Below are 17801 nucleotides of genomic sequence, written 5' to 3' on the forward strand. Positions count from 1 at the left end.
GTGTTCTTCTGAGCCTCCGCTCCGGTTCGTGCCCGGCGCCCCTGGAGGGCGGGGACCTCGCGAACCCGCGGCGGCACAGGGGAGCGTTCGGAAAGAAGGCACCGGGCGGCGCGGCGCCGTCCGTACCATCCGTACGGCTGTGCGCGGTATCGCCTCCCCGGGCGACGGTTTCCCCACCCGGAACCGTCGCCCCTTCGATAGTGTCCGGTTCCATGCGGTTGCTGCACACCTCCGACTGGCACCTGGGCCGCTCCTTCCACCGGGAGAACCTCCTCGACGCCCAGGCCGCCTTCCTCGACCACCTCGTCGACACCGTCCGGGAGCGGGCGGTCGACGTCGTGCTCGTGGCGGGCGACCTCTACGACCGGGCCCTGCCGCCGGTGGACGCCGTGCGCCTCTTCGACCGGGCGCTGGGGGGCATCCGGGACACCGGCGCGCGGGCCGTCCTCATCGCGGGCAACCACGACTCCACGGCCCGGCTGTCGTTCGCCTCCGGGCTCATCGACGCCTCCGGGATCCACCTGCGCGGCACGCTGGACGGCATCGGCGAACCGGTGCTCATCGAGGACCGGCACGGGCCCGTCGCGTTCTACGGCATCCCCTACCTGGAGCCGGAGATCGCCCGCCACCACTGGGGGCTGGACGAGCGCGGGCACCCGGCGGTCCTGGGGCACGCCATGGACCTGGTCCGCGCCGACCTGGCCCGGCGGCCCGGCACCCGCTCCGTGGTGCTCTCGCACGCCTTCGTCGCGGGCGGCGAGCCCTCCGACAGCGAACGCGACATCTCCGTGGGCGGTGCCTCGCACGTGCCCGCCTCCGTGTACGCCGGCGTCGACTACACCGCCCTGGGCCACCTGCACGGGCGCCAGACCCTCACCCCCGCGGTCCGCTACTCCGGTACCCCGCTGGCCTACTCCTTCTCCGAGGAGCACCACCGCAAGGGGTACTGGCTGGTGGACCTGGACGCCGACGGCCTGGGCGGGGTCGAGTTCGTCGACGCCCCCGTGCCCCGGCCGCTGGCGCGGATCCGCGGCCGCATCGACGACCTGCTCGGCGACCCCCGCTGGGAGCGGTACACCGGCCACTGGCTCCAGATCACCCTCACCGACCCCCGCCGCCCCGCCCAGCCGATGGACCGGCTGCGCGAGCGGTTCCCGCACACGCTGGTGCTGGAGTTCGCCCCCGAGGGCGGCGCGCCCGCCACCCGGCCGGTGGCCGCACCGGTGGCGGGACGGGCCGAGCGCGCGGTGATCGGCGACTTCGTGGAGTGGGCGCGCGGCGTCCCCGCCACCCCCGAGGAGACGGCCCTGGTCGAGGCCGCCGTCGAAGAGGTCCGACTCCGGGAAGGACTGCGCTGATGCGCCTGCACACCCTGACCGTCCGGGCCTTCGGGCCGTTCGCGGGCACCGAGACCGTGGACTTCGACCGGCTCGGCGCCAACGGGCTGTTCCTGATCCACGGGCCCACCGGGGCGGGCAAGACCTCGGTGCTGGACGCCGTCTGCTTCGCCCTGTACGGCTCCCTGCCCGGGGCCCGCGGCAAGGACGACTCCTACAAGAGCCACCACGCGCCCCTGGACCGCCGCCCCGAGGTGCGCCTGGAGTGCACGGTGCGCGGCCGCCGCGTCCGCGTCACCCGGTTCCCGCGCTGGGAGCGGCCCAAGAAGCGGGGCTCGGGCACCCTGGTGGAGAACCAGAAGGTCGTCGTCGAGGAGCTCGCCGGCGAGCGCTGGGAGGGCGTGACCACCCGCCCGGACGAGGCCGGGCAGTTCATCGGCGACCTGGTGGGGCTCACCCTGGACCAGTTCTGCCAGATCGTCCTGCTCCCCCAGGGGGAGTTCTCCCGCTTCCTGCGCGCCTCCGCCAAGGACCGGCGCGCCTCGCTGGAGCGGATCTTCAACACCGGCGTGTTCCGGGAGCTGGAGGACTGGTTCGCCGAACACGCGACCCGGCTGCGCCGGAAGGTGGAGGCCGCCGACCTGAGGGTCCGCGAGAGCGCCGGGCGCATCGCCGAGACCGGCCGCTCCACCGCCCCGGAGGACACCGAGGAGCTGTGGGCCTGGGCGAGCGAGCTGGCGGCGCTGACCGCGGCCGTGGCCGACGAGGTCGCCCCGGTGGTGGACTCCGTGGCCGGGGCCCGGGAGGAGGCCGCCCGCGCCCTGGCCGAGGCGCAGGCCCTGGACCGGCGGCGCACCCGGCTGGCCCGTGCCCGGGCCGGGCTGGACGAGCTGCTGGAGCAGGCGGAGTGGCGCGCCCGGGTCGAGGCCGGGCTGGCCGCCGCCGAGCGGGCCGCCGCCGTGCTCCCGCTGCTCGGCGAACGCGACGCCCGGCGCACCGCCCTGGCCAAAGCCGCTCTGGTCCGGGACCAGGCCCGGTCCCTGCTGCCCGCGGCGTTCGCGTCCGCGGCGGGCGCGCCGGAGCTGCGCGCCGCCGAACGCGGGTGCCGGGACTCCCTGGCCCGGGCCGAGCGCCTGCGCGCGGACGCGCGGCGGCTGCGGGAGCGGCGTGAGGCGATCGCCCGGTTCGACCGGCACCTGGCCAGGATCGACGAGACCCTGGAGCGGGCGCGCACGCACCTGGCCGACCTGCCCGCCGCCATCGCGGACCTGCGCGGGCGCCTGGGCGAGGCGCAGGGCCGGGCGGGGCGGGTGGAGGCGGCCGAGGCGGCGCTGGCCGCCGCCGCGCAGCGCCGCGACGCCGTCGCCGAGCACGGCCGGCTGTCCGCCGAGCTGGACCGGGCCGAGGCCGCGCACCGCGAGGCCGTGGACGCCGCCCAGGCCGCCCGCGAGCACGTGCTGTCCCTGCGCGAACGGCGGATCACCCACATGGCCGCCGAGCTGGCCCTGGGGCTGGCGGAGGGGGAGCCGTGCGCCGTGTGCGGTTCCGCCGAGCACCCGGCCCCGGCCCTGGCCGCCACCGGCTCCCTGGTCACCGCCGGGGAGGAGCGCGCGGCCCAGGCCGCGGCGGACGAGGCCGCCCAGCGCCGGTCCGCCGCCCAGGAGCGAGTGGCCGCGCTGCGCGAGCGGGCCGCCACCGCGCTGGAGCGCGCCGAGGGGCGCGACCCCGGCACGGCCGCCGCCGAGGTGGCCGAGCTGACCCGGCAGCGTGACGAGGCCCGCGCCGCCGTCGACGAGGCGCGGCGGACGGAGGAGGAGCTGGAGGGGCTCGCCGACCGCCTGGAGCGGACCCGGGCCCACGAGGCCGAGCAGGCCCGGCAGCGGTCGGAGACCGCCGCCCACCGCGACGGCGCGGTCGAGGAGTGCGACCGCCTGGCGGCCGCCCTGCACGAGGCGCTGGGCGGGGAGGACGTCGACCTCGACGCCCGGGTGCAGGACCTGCACGCCGAGGCCGAGCTGCTGGCGGAGGCCGCCGCGGCCGTGGAGGAGCACGGGCGGGCCGCGGGCGAGCTGGACACGGCCGAGGCGGCCCTGGCCGAGGCGCTGGCCGGGGCCGGGTTCGCCGACGGGGCCGCGGCCCGCTCGGCCGCCCTGGACGAGCGCGAGCGCCGGGAGCTGCGGTCCCAGGCCCGCCTGCACGACGACGCCCTGGCGGCGGTCCGTGCGGCGCTGGAGGACCCCGAGCTGGCCGCCGTCGCCGACCTGCCGCCCCCGGACCTGTCCGCGCTCAAGGCCGCCGCCGACGAGGCCGCCCTGGCCGCCGAGCGGGCGGTGACCCTGCGCGGGCTGTGGCGCCAGCGCGCGGACCGGCTGGCGGCCCTGCGCGCGGAGCTGCGTTCGCGGCTGGACGACTGCGGCCCGGTGCTGCGCCGGTACCGGATCGCCGAGGGGATGCGGGCGCTGACCGCCGGGACGGCCAAGGACAACACCGACGGGGTACGCCTGTCCGCGTACGTGCTGGCGGCACGGCTGGAGCAGGTGGTGGCGGCCGCCAACGACCGGCTGTACACCATGTCCGACGGGCGCTACGAGCTGCGCTACACCGTGGACAAGACCGTCAGCGACGGCCGGGCCCAGAAGGCCGGCGGGCTGGGCATCCGGGTGGTGGACGCCTGGACCGGCGCCGAACGCGACCCGGCCACCCTGTCGGGCGGCGAGACGTTCTTCAGCTCGCTGGCGCTGGCCCTGGGGCTGGGCGACGTGGCGAGCGCGGAGGCCGGCGGGGCCGACATCGACACCCTGTTCGTGGACGAGGGGTTCGGCACCCTGGACGAGGACACCCTGGAGGAGGTCATGGACGTGCTGGACCGGCTGCGCGACGGCGGCCGCGCCGTCGGCGTGGTCAGCCACGTCGCCGACCTGCGCCACCGCATCACCGGGCGGCTCCAGGTGGTCAAGACCGCCGCCGGGTCCCACATCCGGCACGCCGGCTGACTCCGGTAGGAGCATCCCGGGGACGGGGTCCGGCCGACCGGTGGGAGAATGACCAGCGTGAATTCGCTGGTGGACATCGCTGTGTTCGGAATCGTGGGCGCCATCATGATGGCGGCCCTGGTCGGTCTGCTCCTGGTGGCCTCGGGCCGCGCGGGCGGGGTCTCGCCCGGGGTCCAACGGGGCTTCGCGGCCGCCGCCCTGGCGCTGCTGGTGGCGGTGCCGACGCTGGCCGCGATCAACGTGCTGGCGTCGGGGGCGGGCTTCTGGCGGGCGTTCGCGGTGGCCGCCTGTGTGGCGGCGATCGCCGCCGCGGTCAACATCGGCCTGTCGCCGCTGGTCGCCAGGCGCCAGGGCAGCGCCGGGACGGTGCTGCGGCCCTCGCTGCCGGTGTTCGCCATCGGCCTGGTGCTGTGCCTGGCCCTGGGCCTGGTCACCGCCGGCCTGGCCGCCCTGTTCGCCTGAACCCCTGCGACCCCGGGGCCCGCGGACCGTCCGGTCCGCGGGCCCCGTCCGTTTCAGCGGCCCTCGGCGGCCTCGCGGGCGCGGACCAGCGGGATGACCTCGGCGAGGGCGTCGTCGCCCCGCCCGCCCAGCGCCACCACATGTGTGAAGCCGTAGCGGTCCCGGCGCCGGACCAGGGCGTCCGCCATCTCCTGCGGGGTGCCCATGAGCAGGTAGGGGTTCTCCCAGAGCGGTTCGTGGTCGGGGACGACGCCCGGCCACACCAGCTTCACCAGGGCGGCGGCGCTCTTCTCGACGTCGTCGGTCACCTCGACGTGCTGGAGGAGGACGCTGAGCTCGATGTCGCGCCCCGCGGCGCGCTCGCGCACCAGCGCGACCCGCTCGTCGGTCTCCTCGGCGCCCCCGACCCGGAAGACGCCCATGCGGGCCCCCTTGCGCTGGGTGAGGCCGGCGACGCCGACGATGTCGGCGCGTTCGGCGGCCAGGGCCAGGGTGGCCGCGCCGTGCCCGCCGATGAGCAGCGGCGGGCGGTCCTCCCCCAGCCGGGCGTCCAGCCCGTCCACGGCGGCGGCCAGGTCCGCCAGTCGCTCCGCGTGCGCGCGCCAGGGGATCCCGGCGTCCTCGAACTCCCACTTCATGTGGCCGGCGCCCAGGCCGAGCTCGAAGCGGCCGCCGGAGAGCCGGTCCAGGGTGACGGCCTCCCGGGCCAGCAGGGCGGTGTTCCAGAACTCGTTGTTGAGCACGTAGGTCCCCAGGCGCAGCCGTTCGGTGGCCGCGGCGGCGGCGCCCAGCAGGGTGAACGGCCCGCCGGTGTCCAGGTGGTCGGGGGCCAGCAGCAGGTCGTAGCCTCGCTCCTCGACGGTGCGGCAGGTGTCGGTCCAGGTCCGGGCGGTGTCCGCGTCGATGATGTTGACGCCGAAGCGCATCCTTCGCATGCCCCGATCAGACACCATCGCCGCCCCCGGCGCCAGGGTTCTGCGCAGAGGGGCCCGCGGACCGGACGGTCCGCGGGCCCCTCGCGTGCGGCCTCAGGCCTCGTCGGCCCTCTTCTCCGCCGGCTCCCCGGCGGGCGCCTCGGCCGGGGCCTCGGTCGGAGCCTCGGCGCCCGACATCGCCTTGTTCCGGCGGTCGAGTTCGGCCAGGTAGGCGTTGTAGGCGTCCAGGTCGGCGTCCTCGGAGCCGTCGCGGCGGGCGTGCCGCTCCCGGCGGCGCTCCTGCTTCTCGTCGTCGCGGGACCACTGCACCACCAGCGCCAGCATGACCAGCAGCGTCGGGATCTCGCCCAGCGCCCAGGCCACGCCGCCGCCCGCGTACTGGTCCTCGGCCAGGTCGTCGACCCACGGGACGTCGAACTGGCCGTAGAAGTCCATGGCGATGGGCGCCGTCTGCATCATGATCGAGATGCCGAAGAACGCGTGGAAGCCCATGGCCAGCAGCAGGAGCAGGATGCGCAGCAGGTAGGGCATCTTGCGGGGCGCCGGGTCGACCCCGACGATCACCCAGTAGAAGAGGAACCCCGTGAGCAGGAAGTGCACGCCCATGAACAGGTGGCCGAGGTGGTCGTTCATCAGCGTCGGGAACAGCGGGGTGAAGTACAGCGCGTAGGGGCTGAACACGAACAGCGGCGTGGCCACCGCCGGGTGCGTGACCACCTTGGAGAACCGGCTGTTCAGGAACAGGTTGAGCCATTCGCGCGGACCCCGGTCGCCGCGCCGCTTCGCCGGGCGCAGCGCCCGCAGCGCCAGGGTGACCGGCGCGCCCAGCACCAGCAGGATCGGCGTGAGCATCGACAGCACCATGTGCTGGATCATGTGCGCGGAGAACAGCACCATCGCGTAGGTGGCGTACCCGCTGAGGTGCGCGACCACGATGGTGAGCAGGCCCGCCGCGAAGGCGACGGTCCGCCCGACCGGCCAGGAGTCGCCGCGGCGCAGCAGGCGGGTGACCCCGGCGGCGTACAGGCCCCCGGCGACGACCACGAGCATGATGAAGAACAGGTCCGGCCGCCACAGGGTGAGCAGGTTGACCAGGTCCATGGGCGGGGGGACGGGGAAGCCGAGGATGAGCGCGGCCGGGTCCACCCGGCTGTCCAGCGGCGGGGGCGGCGCGGTGCGGCCCAGGCCGACGGAGACGCCGATGACGAGCGCCATGACGAGGACCTCGACCGCGGCGATGCGCAGGAACAGCAGGCGCCGGTAGGCGGGCCGGGCCGGCTCCCCGGCGGCGCCGCCCGCCCCCTTGAGGGCGAACTCGCGGTGCAGGTACCCGAACGCCCCCAGGACGGCGAACAGCACGGCCTTGACGACGATGATCAGCCCGTACTCGGTGCGCACCAGGGCGTCGAACGACTCGATCCGGGCCAGGGCGCTGGCCAGGCCGCTGATCGCCACGCCGATGTAGGCCCACAGGGCCAGGCGGCTGAACCGGGCGGCCGCGATCTCGACGGCATCGCCGTTCGCGCGCATCGCGTGGTAGGTGAGCAGGGCCAGGCCGCCGGTCCACACGCTGATCGTGACGACGTGCATGGCCAGGCCGGTGACGGCCAGCTCGTGCGACCCGGAGGAGGCGGAGTGGCCGGTCAGCGCGGGCGGTGTGAGGGCGACCAGGGAGAGGATCAGCAGCCACAGGGCCCCGGTCGCGCCGGTGACGGTGCGGCCGAACAGCAGGATGCCCGTGGTGAGCAGGATGACGAACATCAGCGCGATGCCGCCGGAGACCGATCCGGCGTAGGCGGTGACCTCGTCGACGCTGACCTGTCCCAGCGGCCGGGCCAGGAACTCCGACGCCTGGAAGTACAGGGTGGCCACGGCGCCCGCGGCCCAGGCCAGGGCGCTCCAGGTGGCGGCCTGCACGTAGCCGGTGGCCTGGCGGGACAGCCGTCCCTTGTCCGAGGGCAGCAGGACGACGGCCAGCAGCAGCGTCCCGACGGTGAGGACGGCCGCGGCGTCCATGACCGCCTTGGACAGGGGCAGGCCCCAGCGCACGGCGTCGCCCGCGTCGGGCAGGCCGGGGATGATCTCGGGGAACGCGGCGCCGCCCAGGACCAGGGTGATGCTCAGCCCGGCCAGGCACAGCAGGGCGGCCACCGCCGCCAGGACCGCCGTCGTGGACGTGCGGGGCGCCCCGGTGCGGTCCGGGGACTGGGTGATCTTTGCGGGAGGAGCCACGTGCCACTTCCGTCGTCGAGGTCGTTCACAGGGGGGATGCCGTCGGGGGCGGCTCGGCGCACTCCAGGGTAAACCGTCCGCTACGGGGTGCCGGTCGGGGGTGGGGCGAGGATTCCGGCTGTGCCGGGGCCGCGGCGGGAAGTGGTGTTCGCCCCTCCCTTGCGTGTTCTTCGCGATACTCTCGGTGCTCCCGGTCGAGACGCAGGTCCTCCGCTTCCTCGTCTTCCTCGTCGTCCGTGTGCGGTCCCTCTCCGCACCGCCTCTCGCGTCCCTGCCGTCGCACACATCTGAAGGGGAAGAAGCGATGACCGATTTCGAGACCGTGATCCGGTCCAGGCGGGTGGTCACGCCCGAGGGGGTCGCCCCGGCCGCGGTCGGCGTCCGGGACGGCCGGATCGAGGCGGTGGCCGGCCCGGGGGCCCGCTGGTCGGCCCGCGAGGAGGTCGACCTGGGCGACACCGCCCTGCTGCCGGGAGCGGTGGACCTGGGCACGGGGGTGTACGACCCGGGTCTGGAGGCGGCGGACTGCTACCGGGAGGCGGGCGCCGCGGCGCTGCGCGGCGGGGTCACGACGCTGGTGGTCTCCCCCGCCCCGGCGCGCCCCGCGGTGATCTGCGCCGACGACCTCCAGGCGCAGCGCCGGGCGGCGGCCGGGTCGCCGGTGGGGCTGTACTTCCTGGGCGGGGTCACCTCGGGCAGCGGCTCCCTGGACCTGGCGGACCTGCGGGCGGCGGGCGCGGTGGCGTTCCAGTGCTCGCTGTCGGACGGGGGCGCCCCGGACATGGCCGCGCTGGACGACGCCTGGCTCCGCAAGGCCATGGCGGAGCTGGCGGCGCTGGACGCGGTCCTGCTGGTGCACGCCGAGGACGCCCGCGAGCTGGGCACCCCGCCGCTGACGGCGGAGCAGCGCCCGCCGCGGGCCGAGCGCCGGGGGCTGGAGCGGGTGATCTCGGCGGCGCGGTCGGTGGGGACCCGCACGCACGTGGTGCCGTTCACCGCCGCGGAGTGCGCGGCGCTGCTGTCGGCGGCCGGGTCGATCGGGGTGGGGCTGAGCGCGCAGACCTGTCCGCACTACCTCTGCCTGCCCGCGGAGGTGCTGGACCCGGAGTCGCCCGCGCACGCCTGCCGCCCGCCGCTGCGCTCGGACGCCAACCGCAAGGCGCTGTGGAGCGCCCTGCTGGAACCGGGCTCGGCGATCACGACGGTGTCCTCCGGGCACCTGCCCGCGCACGGGCTGTACACGCTCCGGTGGAGCCTGTCCGCGCTGTGGACGGCGGCGCGGCGCCGCGGCGCGGGCCTGGACCTGCTGTCCCGGTGGACGGCGGCGGCGCCCGCGGAGCTGCTGGGGCTGGCGGGCAAGGGGCGCATCGCCCCGGGCTGCGACGCGGACCTGGTGGCGTTCGCCCCGGAACGGCCGGTATCGGTCCCGGGCGTGGATCGGAGCCCCTACGCGGGTAGGGGTCTGGTCGGAGAGGTCGGCCCGGTCTGGGTCGCGGGGATGCGCGCGCCCTCGGGCGACAGTGGCCCGCCCCACACCTGGGCTTGACACCCTGTCAACAAGATCGCCGACACGCTGTCAGGTTGGCGATGGTGTGGCTGTGCCTTCACCGGTGACAGTGGGGGTATCAACGGAGATATCCAGGAGGAACCGTGCGCGTCGGCGTGCCCCGTGAGATCAAGAACCACGAGTACCGTGTGGCCATCACCCCGGCCGGAGTTCACGAACTGACCCGCCGCGGACACGAGGTGTCCGTCGAACGCGACGCGGGCCTGGGCTCCTCCATCACGAACGAGGAGTTCGAGGCGGCGGGCGCCCGCATCCTCGACACCGCGGACGAGGTGTGGGCCGAGGGCGACCTGATCCTGAAGGTCAAGGAGCCCGTCGCCGCCGAGTACCACCGGATGCGCGAGGGCCAGACCCTCTTCACCTACCTGCACCTGGCGGCCTCCCGCGAGTGCACCGACGCCCTGCTGGACCGCGGCGTGACCGGCATCGCGTACGAGACCGTGCAGCTGCCGGACGGCTCCCTGCCGCTGCTGGCCCCGATGTCGGAGGTCGCCGGCCGGCTGGCCCCGCAGGTCGGCTCGGTCACCCTCCAGCGGCCCAACGGCGGCCGCGGCGTCCTCATGGGCGGCGTCCCGGGTGTGCGCCCGGCCCGCGTGACGGTGATCGGCGCCGGCGTGTCCGGCCTCAACGCCACCCAGATCGCGGTGGGCATGGGCGCCGACGTCACGGTGCTGGACCTCAACGTCGACAAGCTGCGCCACGTCGACGCCCTGTACCGGGGCCGGGTCAAGACGGTGGTGTCCAACGCCTTCGAGCTGGAGCTGTCGGTCCTGGAGTCGGACATGGTCATCGGCGCGGTGCTGGTGCCGGGCGCCAGGGCGCCCAAGCTGGTCTCCAACGAGCTGGTGTCCCGGATGCGCCCGGGCGCGGTGCTGGTGGACATCGCCATCGACCAGGGCGGCTGCTTCGAGGACTCCCGTCCCACCACCCACGACGACCCGACCTTCCGGGTGCACGACACGGTCTTCTACTGCGTGGCGAACATGCCGGGCGCGGTGCCCAACACCTCCACGCACGCGCTGACCAAGGACACGCTGCGGTACGCGGCGGCGCTGGCCGACAAGGGCTGGCGGCGGGCGCTGGCCGAGGACGCCGCGCTGGCGGGCGGCCTGAACACCTACGCGGGCGAGGTCGTCTCCGCGCCGGTGGCCGAGGCCCACGGCCTCAAGCACCGCCCCCTGGGCGAGGTGCTGGTCTAGGGCCCCGCCTCCCCGGCCGCGGGTCCGGGCCCGCGGGCCCGGAAGGGCCCACGGCGCGGGGACGTTCGGGCAGGTCCGTGCGGCTCGGGGTGGTCGGCCGGGGCGGGCGCGGGTACCGTCGAGGAAGGACGGAGCCCGTGTCCGGCCGCGGGCCGGAAGGACCGAGACGGGCCCACGAGGACCGAGGTGGGACAGCGTGGGACACACCGGCTCGACGACCGCGACCCGGATCGTCGAACTCGAACTGATCCGGCTGCGGCCCCGGGGCCGGGGGCGGCGCGACGACGGGGACGGTCCCGTGCTGGTGCGCGTCGCCGACGGCGAAGGCGTCAGCGGCTGGGGCGAGGTGCCCTGGGCGACCCCCGACCAGTGGGCGGCGCTGCGTTCGGCGTACGCCCCGGCGCTGCTGGACCACGGGTGGGCGCGCCCCACCCAGGCGGGCAAGGCCTGGGCGGACCTGCCCTGGGACCCGGCGCTGGCCGGCGCTCTGGACACGGCCTGCTGGGACCTGTGGAGCCGCCAGCGCGGCACCCCCCTGGCGCACGCCCTGGGCGGGGAGCGCACGGCGCTCACGGCGGGGGTGACGGTGCCCCGGACGGTGAGCGTGGAGACGCTGTTCACCGAGGTCAACCGCCAGGTGGGCGCGGGTTTCCGGCGTGTCCGGCTGGAGGTCGCGCCGGGCTGGGACACCGAGGTGGTGCATGCGGTGCGGTCCCGGTTCCCGTTCCTCGTGCTCCAGGTCGACGCGGGCGGCCGCTACTCCGAGGAGGAGGGGCACCTGGAGGCGCTGCGGGCGCTGGACTCGCTGGAGCTGCTGGCGATCGAGGACCCCTTCCCCGCCGACGACCTGGGCGCGTACGCCCGGGCGGCGGCCGAGCTGCGCACCCCGGTGGCGCTGGGCCGGCCGCTGCGCTCCCTGGCGGACCTGGAGCGGGCGGTGGGCGCCGAGGCGGGGAGCGCCGTGAACGTGGACGTGTCCCGGCTGGGCGGGCTGACCCCGGCCCGGCGGGCGGTCGACCTGGCCGTCGACGCCGGGTGGAAGGTCTGGTGCGGGTCGTCGGCGGCGACCGGCGTGGGCCGGGCCGCGACGGTGGCGCTGGCCTCGCTGGCGGGCGCCTCGCTGCCCGTGGAGATGCCCGGGGCGGGGCACCGGGGGCGCGACGGCCTGGTGGCGCCGCCGGTGCGCGCGCACGAGGGCGTCGTGGCGGTCCCCCTGGCCGAGAGCGGGCTGGGCCACGGCGTGGACCGGCCGGCGGTGGCCGAGCGGACCGCCGAGGCGCTGCTGGTGGACGCGTCGGGGACCCGCACGGCGGTCCGGGGACGTTGACCCCTCCCATAACCGAACACTGTTAGGTAGAGTTGCCGCACCATCCGACCGAGGACTGTGGAGGCGTGGTGCGCGTTTTCGCCGATATCGACGAGGTGATCGCCGCCCAGGGCGAGCACCTGGGGTACACCGACTGGATCACCGTCGACCAGGAACGGATCACCCGGTTCGCGGACGCGACCGAGGACCACCAGTGGATCCACGTCGACGAGGAGAAGGCCGCCGCGGGCCCCTTCGGGCGGACGATCGCGCACGGGTTCCTCACCCTGTCCCTGCTCGCGCACTTCTCGCAGTCGGTCATCCGGATCGAGAAGAAGCCGTCGATGTCCATCAACTACGGCCTGAACAAGGTGCGCTTCCTCCAGCCCGTCACCGTCGGCTCGCGGCTGCGCGACGGGGTGGAGGTCCTCTCGGTGCAGGAGAACGCCAAGGGGTACCTGGTCACCACCAGGCACACGGTGGAGATCGAAAGCCAGGAGGGCCCGGCCCTGGTCGCCGAGTCCCTCGGCCTCTGGGTGCCCTGACGCTCCAGATGCCCTGACGCCCGAGGGGCCCGACGCTCCAGGCGCCCTGGCGCCGCCCCCGCACGCGCGAAGGGCGCCGGGGATGCCCCCGGCGCCCCTCTTCCGCTCCCCCGCTCAGCGGGCGATGCGGCGCAGCAGTCGGCGGCCCAGCCCCGGGGTGAACCAGCGCAGCTTGCGCTCGGTCCGCTCGGCCCGGCGGCGCAGCCGGTCGATCTCCCGGTGGGCCCGGCGCAGCTCCGCACGCAGCTCGACCGGGGTCGGCTCGGGCTCCGCGGCCGGCTCCGCGCGCACGGTGCCCCAGGTGGCCTCGGCGTCCTCGGGGACCTCCACGTACCGGTTCGCGGACGTCCACTGCAGGCCGCCCGTCTCCTCCACCACCCGGTCCAGGCCCGTGCCCTCCGCCTTGGGCGACAGGTGGCGGGCCCGGGCGAAGGCCGCGGAGCGCTCCAGGCGCAGCACCCCGTCGCCGGCCCGCAGCGCGCCGGGCACGGGGGCGCACACCAGCCCGGCCGACTTGCGGTCGGCCAGCCGGACCAGGTCGGCGACCATGCCCGGCAGCGGGCGCACCCCGGTGGGCACGTGGAGGCGGAACGGCACCCGGCCGTCGGGGGCGGGCACCTCCTCCACGCACCGCACGCGCAGGTCGGCCCGGTAGGTCTCGCGGATCAGCCGCAGGTCCAGCAGCTCCTCCGCCAGCGGCGAACGGCGCCCCTCCGACAGCTCCTCCCACGGCCCGGTCAGCCACACCCGCACGTCGGGCGCGGTGCCGGCCAGCAGCGGGGCGACGGTGGCGTCGACCTCCTCCAGGGTGCGGCCCGCCGCGTCCACGACCACCTCGGCCCGGGGCACCTCCCACACCCGGGCGGGGCCCTTGTTGCGCAGGTGGAAGTCGGGCACCCGGTTGGCGACGTAGGGTGCGCGGAAGCGCATACCCGCGCTGCGCCTGTCCTGCATCTGGGACCGGCCCAGGTGCCAGGAGTCCGCCTCGTCGTCGGGGACGAACAGGGCCCCCCGCTCGGCCAGCCGGTGGCCGAACTCGCTGTCGCCGCCCAGGACCAGGTCCGGGTCCATGCCCCCGGCCTCCTCGAACAGGCCGCGGTGCAGCGAGCCGGTGGCCCCGACGTACACCTTGAAGGCGCCGTACCCGGCGGTGCGCAGCCCCTCGGAGTGCCCGATGAACTCCGCGACCCAGTGCGGTTCGGCGGCCTCCCGGTCGAACAGCGTCCCGGCCCGCCCGGCGCTCACCTCCTCGCGCACCCGCTCCGGGGCCAGGGCGCCCGCCGTCATCGACGGGTCGAAGTCCACGAACAGCTTGTGGCCCAGCACCACGGCGTAGTCGACCAGGTGGTGCCAGCGCATCTGCGCCTCGATGTGCTCGCGGTACACCAGCATGTCGGCGTCCAGCCGCAGGACCACCTGCCCGGAGGAGGCCGCGACACCGGTGTTGACCGCGTGCCCGGAGCCCCACGCCCCGGCGGCGGAGGTGATCAGCCGGGTGTTCTCCGGGCGCACCGGCGGCAGCTCCAGCGGCTCCGGGGAGCCGTCGTCCACCACGACCACCTCCGTCAGGTGCGCGGGGTAGCTCTGCCCGGCCAGCGACGCCAGCACCAGGGCCAGCTTCTCGGGGTGGCCGTGCGCCGGGACGACCACCGAGACCGTCAGGCTCGGCTCCCACCCGCCCAGCTCCGGCGGGTCGAGGAGTCCGTACTCGTTTCTGCGCACGCGCGGCTGGTCGGCGAAGTCCACCACGGGCCGCGGTCCGTGCTGGCGCGGGATGCTCTCAGAAGTGCTCAACGTGTCCCCCCGTGTGCTGCTCGGTGTGGGCGCGGTCGCCGAAGGAGGCGGGCTCCCCCTCCAGCAGGGCGCTGGGGCGCCGACCGATCCACTGCTCGGTGTGGTTGCGCAGGAAGTAGCCCAGGTCCACGTTCCAGGTGTGGCCGCCGCCCGCCCGGCGCAGGAGGTAGCCGAACCCGTGCGTGCGGTAGACGCGGCCGCCGGACCGGGTGACGGCGAGCAGGAACTGGCTATCGATGGCGCGGGGGCGGGGGCGGAAGCCGCCCACGTCCTCGATGACGACCCGGTCGGCGAGGATGGTGCTGCCGACGATCGCGGGGCTGGGCACCTCCGACCGGTAGCCGCGCCACACGGTCAGGTCCAGCTCCTCCAGGTAGGTGAAGTTCTGGCTGATGCCGACCACGTCGGCACCCGAGTAGGTGCGGGCCAGCATGAGGTCCGACAGGTGCTCGGGGCCGTACCAGTCGTCGTCGTCCCACTTGGCGATGACCGTCCCGGAGGCGCGGTCGACGGCCTCGTTCATGACGGCGCCGAACACCGTGCCCCCGTCGGCCTCGTGGACCACCAGCGGGATCCCGGTCGCCCAGAACCGCGCGATCTCGGCGGTCACCAGCCCGGCGGGGAAGCCGTGCAGGGCCAGCACGGTCTCGAAGCGGACGTGGCGCTGGCGGGCGATCTGGGCCAGGGCGAACCCGACCAGGTCGGGGCGGCGGGTGCACAGCACCACCGACACCCGGGTGTCCGGCGGGACCGGCAGCCCGGCCTCGGCGGCCAGGGACCGCCACCGGGTGCGCACCCCGTGGGTGCGCAGGGCGGCGCGCCGGAGGCGGATGCTGTGCTCCTCCCTCCGCAGGGCGTCGGTGAACACGTCCTCGCCGACCGAGGGGATCAGGTCGATCAGGTCCGCGCCCAGCCCGGCGGCCCAGGCGGGGGCGGGATCGCCGGCGATCGGGACACCGCCGGCGGCCAGCGAGGCGATGGCGCGCACCGCCGAGGCGTCGCCGCGGGCGGGCCAGGAGACGCGCACGCCGCGCAGGTGGCGGATGCGCTCCAGGTCGTTCTCGGTGACGGTCCCGTCCAGGGCGGGGCGCACCAGGACACCGGTCTCGTCGCGGATCACCAGGCGGCCGTCGGCCTCGGCGAACTCGCCCAGCGGGCCCTTGGTCTTCTTGGTGAACCCCATCGGGTTGACGAACCGGTCGTCGATGGGGGCGACCCGGGTGACGGGGTCGCCCGCGTACACCCGAGCCTCGGGAACCGCGGCGACGGGGGCGGGGCGGTCCACGACGGGGACCTCCACGTCCTCCCAGAACGGCAGGCCCTCCCCGTCGTCCAGGCGCAGCACCACGTCGGAGACCGGCGTGACCCGGTCGATCGCCACCGGCCCGGTGGCGCTCACACCCCGGGCGGCCACGTCGCCGGGGCGCCACAGCGCGGCGTCGGTGCCGTGCAGCCCGCCCAGGACCCCGATGCCGGGCCCGCGCCTGCGTCCGCGCGCACCGTGCACCACCGCGGCCAGGGCCTCGGCGACGGAGACGCCGCTGGGGAAGCACAGCTCACAGGCCCAGCCGCGGTGGTCGAAGCGGCGGACGCGCAGCTCGTGGAGGTCGTTCCACTCGTCGATGGTGGGCGGCGCGGGCACCAGCGGCCCCAGGTGGGCGGGGACGTGCCGCACGACCACGAGCAGGTGGGCGGTCGGCGGCAGCTGCGTGGCCACGGTGACGGCCCGCCGCAGGTCCGTGAGGCCGCCCGCCACGACGACGGTGAGGCCGGTCGAGGCGGACTCCCCCTCGCCGCCCACGCCCGGCACCTCCACCGGGCGGCCCATGCCGTACGCGTCGAGGTCGATCCGCAGATCGTTCGCTCTCAGGCGCAGCGAGGCGAGCTCGGCCCGGTCGGGGCCCAGGTCCCCGATGAGGCACAGCACGGCGGGCTCGTCCCCGCGTGTGCGCAGGGCCTGGCGGACGGCGGAGGTGATCATCGGGCGACCTCGATCGTCTCGGCGACAAAGAGCCGGCACTAACCGACCACGAGGCCTCATACTAGACACGCTTGTAACTTTTAGTGCCCTACCGTGCGCGTGTTGTCATAACCACTGCTCAGGAGCCACCCGAAACCCCCAAAAAAGCCACCCCGAAAGGCGACCCCCAGGCACGTCGGCGCGCGCCGGCCGGAGGGCTCCGCCCGCGCCCACCGGTTCCGTCCTCGGCGCGCCGGCGCGCGCCGGCGGACGGACCTCCCTGTCCGGAAGGGGACCGCGGGGGCGTACCCGGTGGCCCTACGCTCCATGCGGTGCCCGATCACCGCCGGGTCAGCGAGTCCAGGAGCTCACGGCCGTGCAGCCACGGGCCCAGGCCGCTGTCGGAGTTGATGTGCCCGCGCGCGCCCGCCGGGTGCCACCGCGCCTCCCACCGCTCCGCGAACCCGGCGGCCGCCTCGAGGGAGCAGTACGGGTCGTCGGTGCCGCCCACCACCAGGGCCGGGCACGGCAGCGGCCGGGCCGACACCTCGACGAAGGACGCGGCCGCCCGGCGCGGGAACGCCGGACCGCGCGGGTCGGGCGGTGCGACCAGGAACGCACCGGCCGTCGGACTCGAGGGGTTCCCGTCCAGCCAGGCGGACGCGGCCCAGCAGCCCAGGCTGTGGGCCACCAGCACGACGCGGCCGTCCCGGCCGGAGGCCTCCTCGTAGGCCTCCTGGACGGCGCCGACCCAGTCGTCCAGATCGGGGGCGGACCACGAGTCCGGGGAGATCCTCACCGCCGAGGCGCCCCAGTCCCGTTCCCACAGGGTCTGCCAGTGCCGCCCGTCCGAGCCGCCGATACCCGGGATGATGACGTACGCGACCACTGCCCGCCCTTTCACTCGCCGCTCCCCGCGATCCGGGGAGTGCCCGGAGCAGATTCTGCTGGATGTATCAGGGCGGTGGTGGCGACCCGAGCGATCTCAAAGGAAACGGTGCGGACGACGATGGAATCACTCGACCGGCTGGACCAGGACATCCTCGCCCTGCTCCAGACCGACGGCCGGCTGAGCGGCGCGGAGGTGGGGCGCCGGGTCGGGCTCTCCCAGCCCGCGGCCAGTGCGCGCATCCAGAGGCTGGAGAGGAGAGGCGTCATCACCGGCTACCGGGCGGTGGTCGACCCGGCGGCCCTCGGCCTGAACATCCACGCGGTCATCCGGCTGCGCGCCACGCACGCCCGGCTCTCACACGCCCTGGACTTCGCCTCCCGGACCCCCGAGATCGCCTCCACCCTCAGGGTCACCGGGGAGGACTGCCTCATCTTCGACGTCTACTGCCCTCAGGCGGGGCGGCTGGAGGAGGTCGTCGACGCGCTCGCCCGTTACGGCCCCGTCACCACGTCCCTCGTACTCCGCGCCTACCCCTGGAAACCGCTGACCGACGCCGGATCGACGGCGTGACGGACGGAG

13 protein-coding genes are annotated in these 17801 nt (G+C 75.4%); 8 read left to right on the forward strand and 5 right to left on the reverse strand.

The features are described from left to right. Positions 1-212 precede the first annotated feature (212 nt). The 3 genes from KGD84_RS24420 to KGD84_RS24430 are packed head-to-tail and all read left to right on the forward strand — an operon-like array spanning position 213 to position 4792. The gene (locus tag KGD84_RS24420; protein WP_220562710.1) at positions 213-1358 is read left to right on the forward strand and encodes an exonuclease SbcCD subunit D; all 1146 of its coding nucleotides are present in this window, start codon (positions 213-215) and stop codon (positions 1356-1358) included. Continuing rightward, positions 1358-4330 carry an AAA family ATPase gene (locus KGD84_RS24425; protein ID WP_220562711.1) on the forward strand — a complete coding sequence of 991 codons (2973 nt, stop codon included), beginning with the start codon at positions 1358-1360 and terminating at the stop codon, positions 4328-4330. Before KGD84_RS24420 ends, KGD84_RS24425 begins: the two co-directional genes overlap by 1 nt. Before the next feature lie 48 nt (positions 4331-4378). Beyond that, positions 4379-4792 (forward strand): hypothetical protein, encoded by a 414-nt coding sequence (locus tag KGD84_RS24430; protein ID WP_220562712.1) that lies wholly within the window; start codon positions 4379-4381, stop codon positions 4790-4792. Between the two features lie 53 nt (positions 4793-4845). Here KGD84_RS24430 and KGD84_RS24435 read toward each other — a convergent pair whose 3' ends face one another. Both KGD84_RS24435 and KGD84_RS24440 read right to left on the reverse strand, forming a co-directional pair. Then, complete coding sequence (locus tag KGD84_RS24435; protein ID WP_220562713.1) at positions 4846-5727, reverse strand: TIGR03621 family F420-dependent LLM class oxidoreductase; 882 nt, start codon at positions 5725-5727, stop codon at positions 4846-4848. A 93-nt stretch (positions 5728-5820) separates the two neighbouring features. After that, entirely contained in the window at positions 5821-7959 is a 2139-nt protein-coding gene (locus KGD84_RS24440) for a bifunctional copper resistance protein CopD/cytochrome c oxidase assembly protein (protein ID WP_220562714.1), read from the reverse strand. A 304-nt stretch (positions 7960-8263) separates the two neighbouring features. Here KGD84_RS24440 and KGD84_RS24445 point away from each other — a divergent pair, with 304 nt between their 5' ends. The 4 genes from KGD84_RS24445 (at position 8264) to KGD84_RS24460 (ending at position 12576) form a co-directional block, all read left to right on the forward strand. Further along, on the forward strand, positions 8264-9505 hold the full coding sequence (locus KGD84_RS24445) for an amidohydrolase family protein (protein ID WP_220562715.1): 1242 nt from the start codon (positions 8264-8266) through the stop codon (positions 9503-9505). A 104-nt stretch (positions 9506-9609) separates the two neighbouring features. Continuing rightward, positions 9610-10725: an alanine dehydrogenase gene (gene ald / locus KGD84_RS24450; protein WP_220562716.1), complete on the forward strand. Its 1116-nt coding sequence runs from the start codon at positions 9610-9612 to the stop codon at positions 10723-10725. A 196-nt stretch (positions 10726-10921) separates the two neighbouring features. Next, positions 10922-12052, forward strand: coding sequence for an enolase C-terminal domain-like protein (locus KGD84_RS24455; protein WP_220562717.1), 1131 nt, complete (start codon positions 10922-10924; stop codon positions 12050-12052). A gap of 68 nt (positions 12053-12120) precedes the next feature. Further along, on the forward strand, positions 12121-12576 hold the full coding sequence (locus KGD84_RS24460) for a MaoC family dehydratase (protein WP_220562718.1): 456 nt from the start codon (positions 12121-12123) through the stop codon (positions 12574-12576). 114 nt (positions 12577-12690) lie between these two features. Here KGD84_RS24460 and KGD84_RS24465 read toward each other — a convergent pair whose 3' ends face one another. The 3 genes from KGD84_RS24465 to KGD84_RS24475 form a co-directional block, all read right to left on the reverse strand. After that, positions 12691-14370: a glycosyltransferase family 2 protein gene (locus tag KGD84_RS24465; protein WP_220562719.1), complete on the reverse strand. Its 1680-nt coding sequence runs from the start codon at positions 14368-14370 to the stop codon at positions 12691-12693. Continuing rightward, a complete protein-coding gene (locus KGD84_RS24470; protein ID WP_220562720.1) occupies positions 14357-16351 on the reverse strand; it encodes a glycosyltransferase family 2 protein in 1995 nt (664 codons plus the stop codon). The genes KGD84_RS24465 and KGD84_RS24470 overlap by 14 nt, the downstream gene beginning before the upstream one ends. Before the next feature lie 319 nt (positions 16352-16670). Continuing rightward, positions 16671-17234: an RBBP9/YdeN family alpha/beta hydrolase gene (locus KGD84_RS24475; protein WP_220562721.1), complete on the reverse strand. Its 564-nt coding sequence runs from the start codon at positions 17232-17234 to the stop codon at positions 16671-16673. Positions 17235-17339: 105 nt separating this feature from the next. Between KGD84_RS24475 and KGD84_RS24480 the strand changes: the two genes are divergently transcribed. Beyond that, positions 17340-17792 (forward strand): Lrp/AsnC family transcriptional regulator, encoded by a 453-nt coding sequence (locus KGD84_RS24480; protein ID WP_220562722.1) that lies wholly within the window; start codon positions 17340-17342, stop codon positions 17790-17792. Positions 17793-17801 lie beyond the last annotated feature (9 nt).

Origin of the sequence: Nocardiopsis changdeensis, assembly GCF_018316655.1 — a bacterium.
GTDB classification, from domain to species: domain Bacteria; phylum Actinomycetota; class Actinomycetes; order Streptosporangiales; family Streptosporangiaceae; genus Nocardiopsis; species Nocardiopsis changdeensis.

Bases quoted from the DNA above. Each gene is read 5' to 3' on its own strand.
- KGD84_RS24470 (WP_220562720.1), bottom strand. From the start codon at position 16,351: ATGATCACCTCCGCCGTCCGCCAGGCCCTGCGCACACGCGGGGACGAG.
- KGD84_RS24420 (WP_220562710.1), top strand. From the start codon at position 213: ATGCGGTTGCTGCACACCTCCGACTGGCACCTGGGCCGCTCCTTCCAC.
- KGD84_RS24445 (WP_220562715.1), top strand. From the start codon at position 8,264: ATGACCGATTTCGAGACCGTGATCCGGTCCAGGCGGGTGGTCACGCCC.
- KGD84_RS24480 (WP_220562722.1), top strand. From the start codon at position 17,340: ATGGAATCACTCGACCGGCTGGACCAGGACATCCTCGCCCTGCTCCAG.
- KGD84_RS24425 (WP_220562711.1), top strand. From the start codon at position 1,358: ATGCGCCTGCACACCCTGACCGTCCGGGCCTTCGGGCCGTTCGCGGGC.
- KGD84_RS24435 (WP_220562713.1), bottom strand. From the start codon at position 5,727: ATGCGAAGGATGCGCTTCGGCGTCAACATCATCGACGCGGACACCGCC.
- KGD84_RS24430 (WP_220562712.1), top strand. From the start codon at position 4,379: ATGACCAGCGTGAATTCGCTGGTGGACATCGCTGTGTTCGGAATCGTG.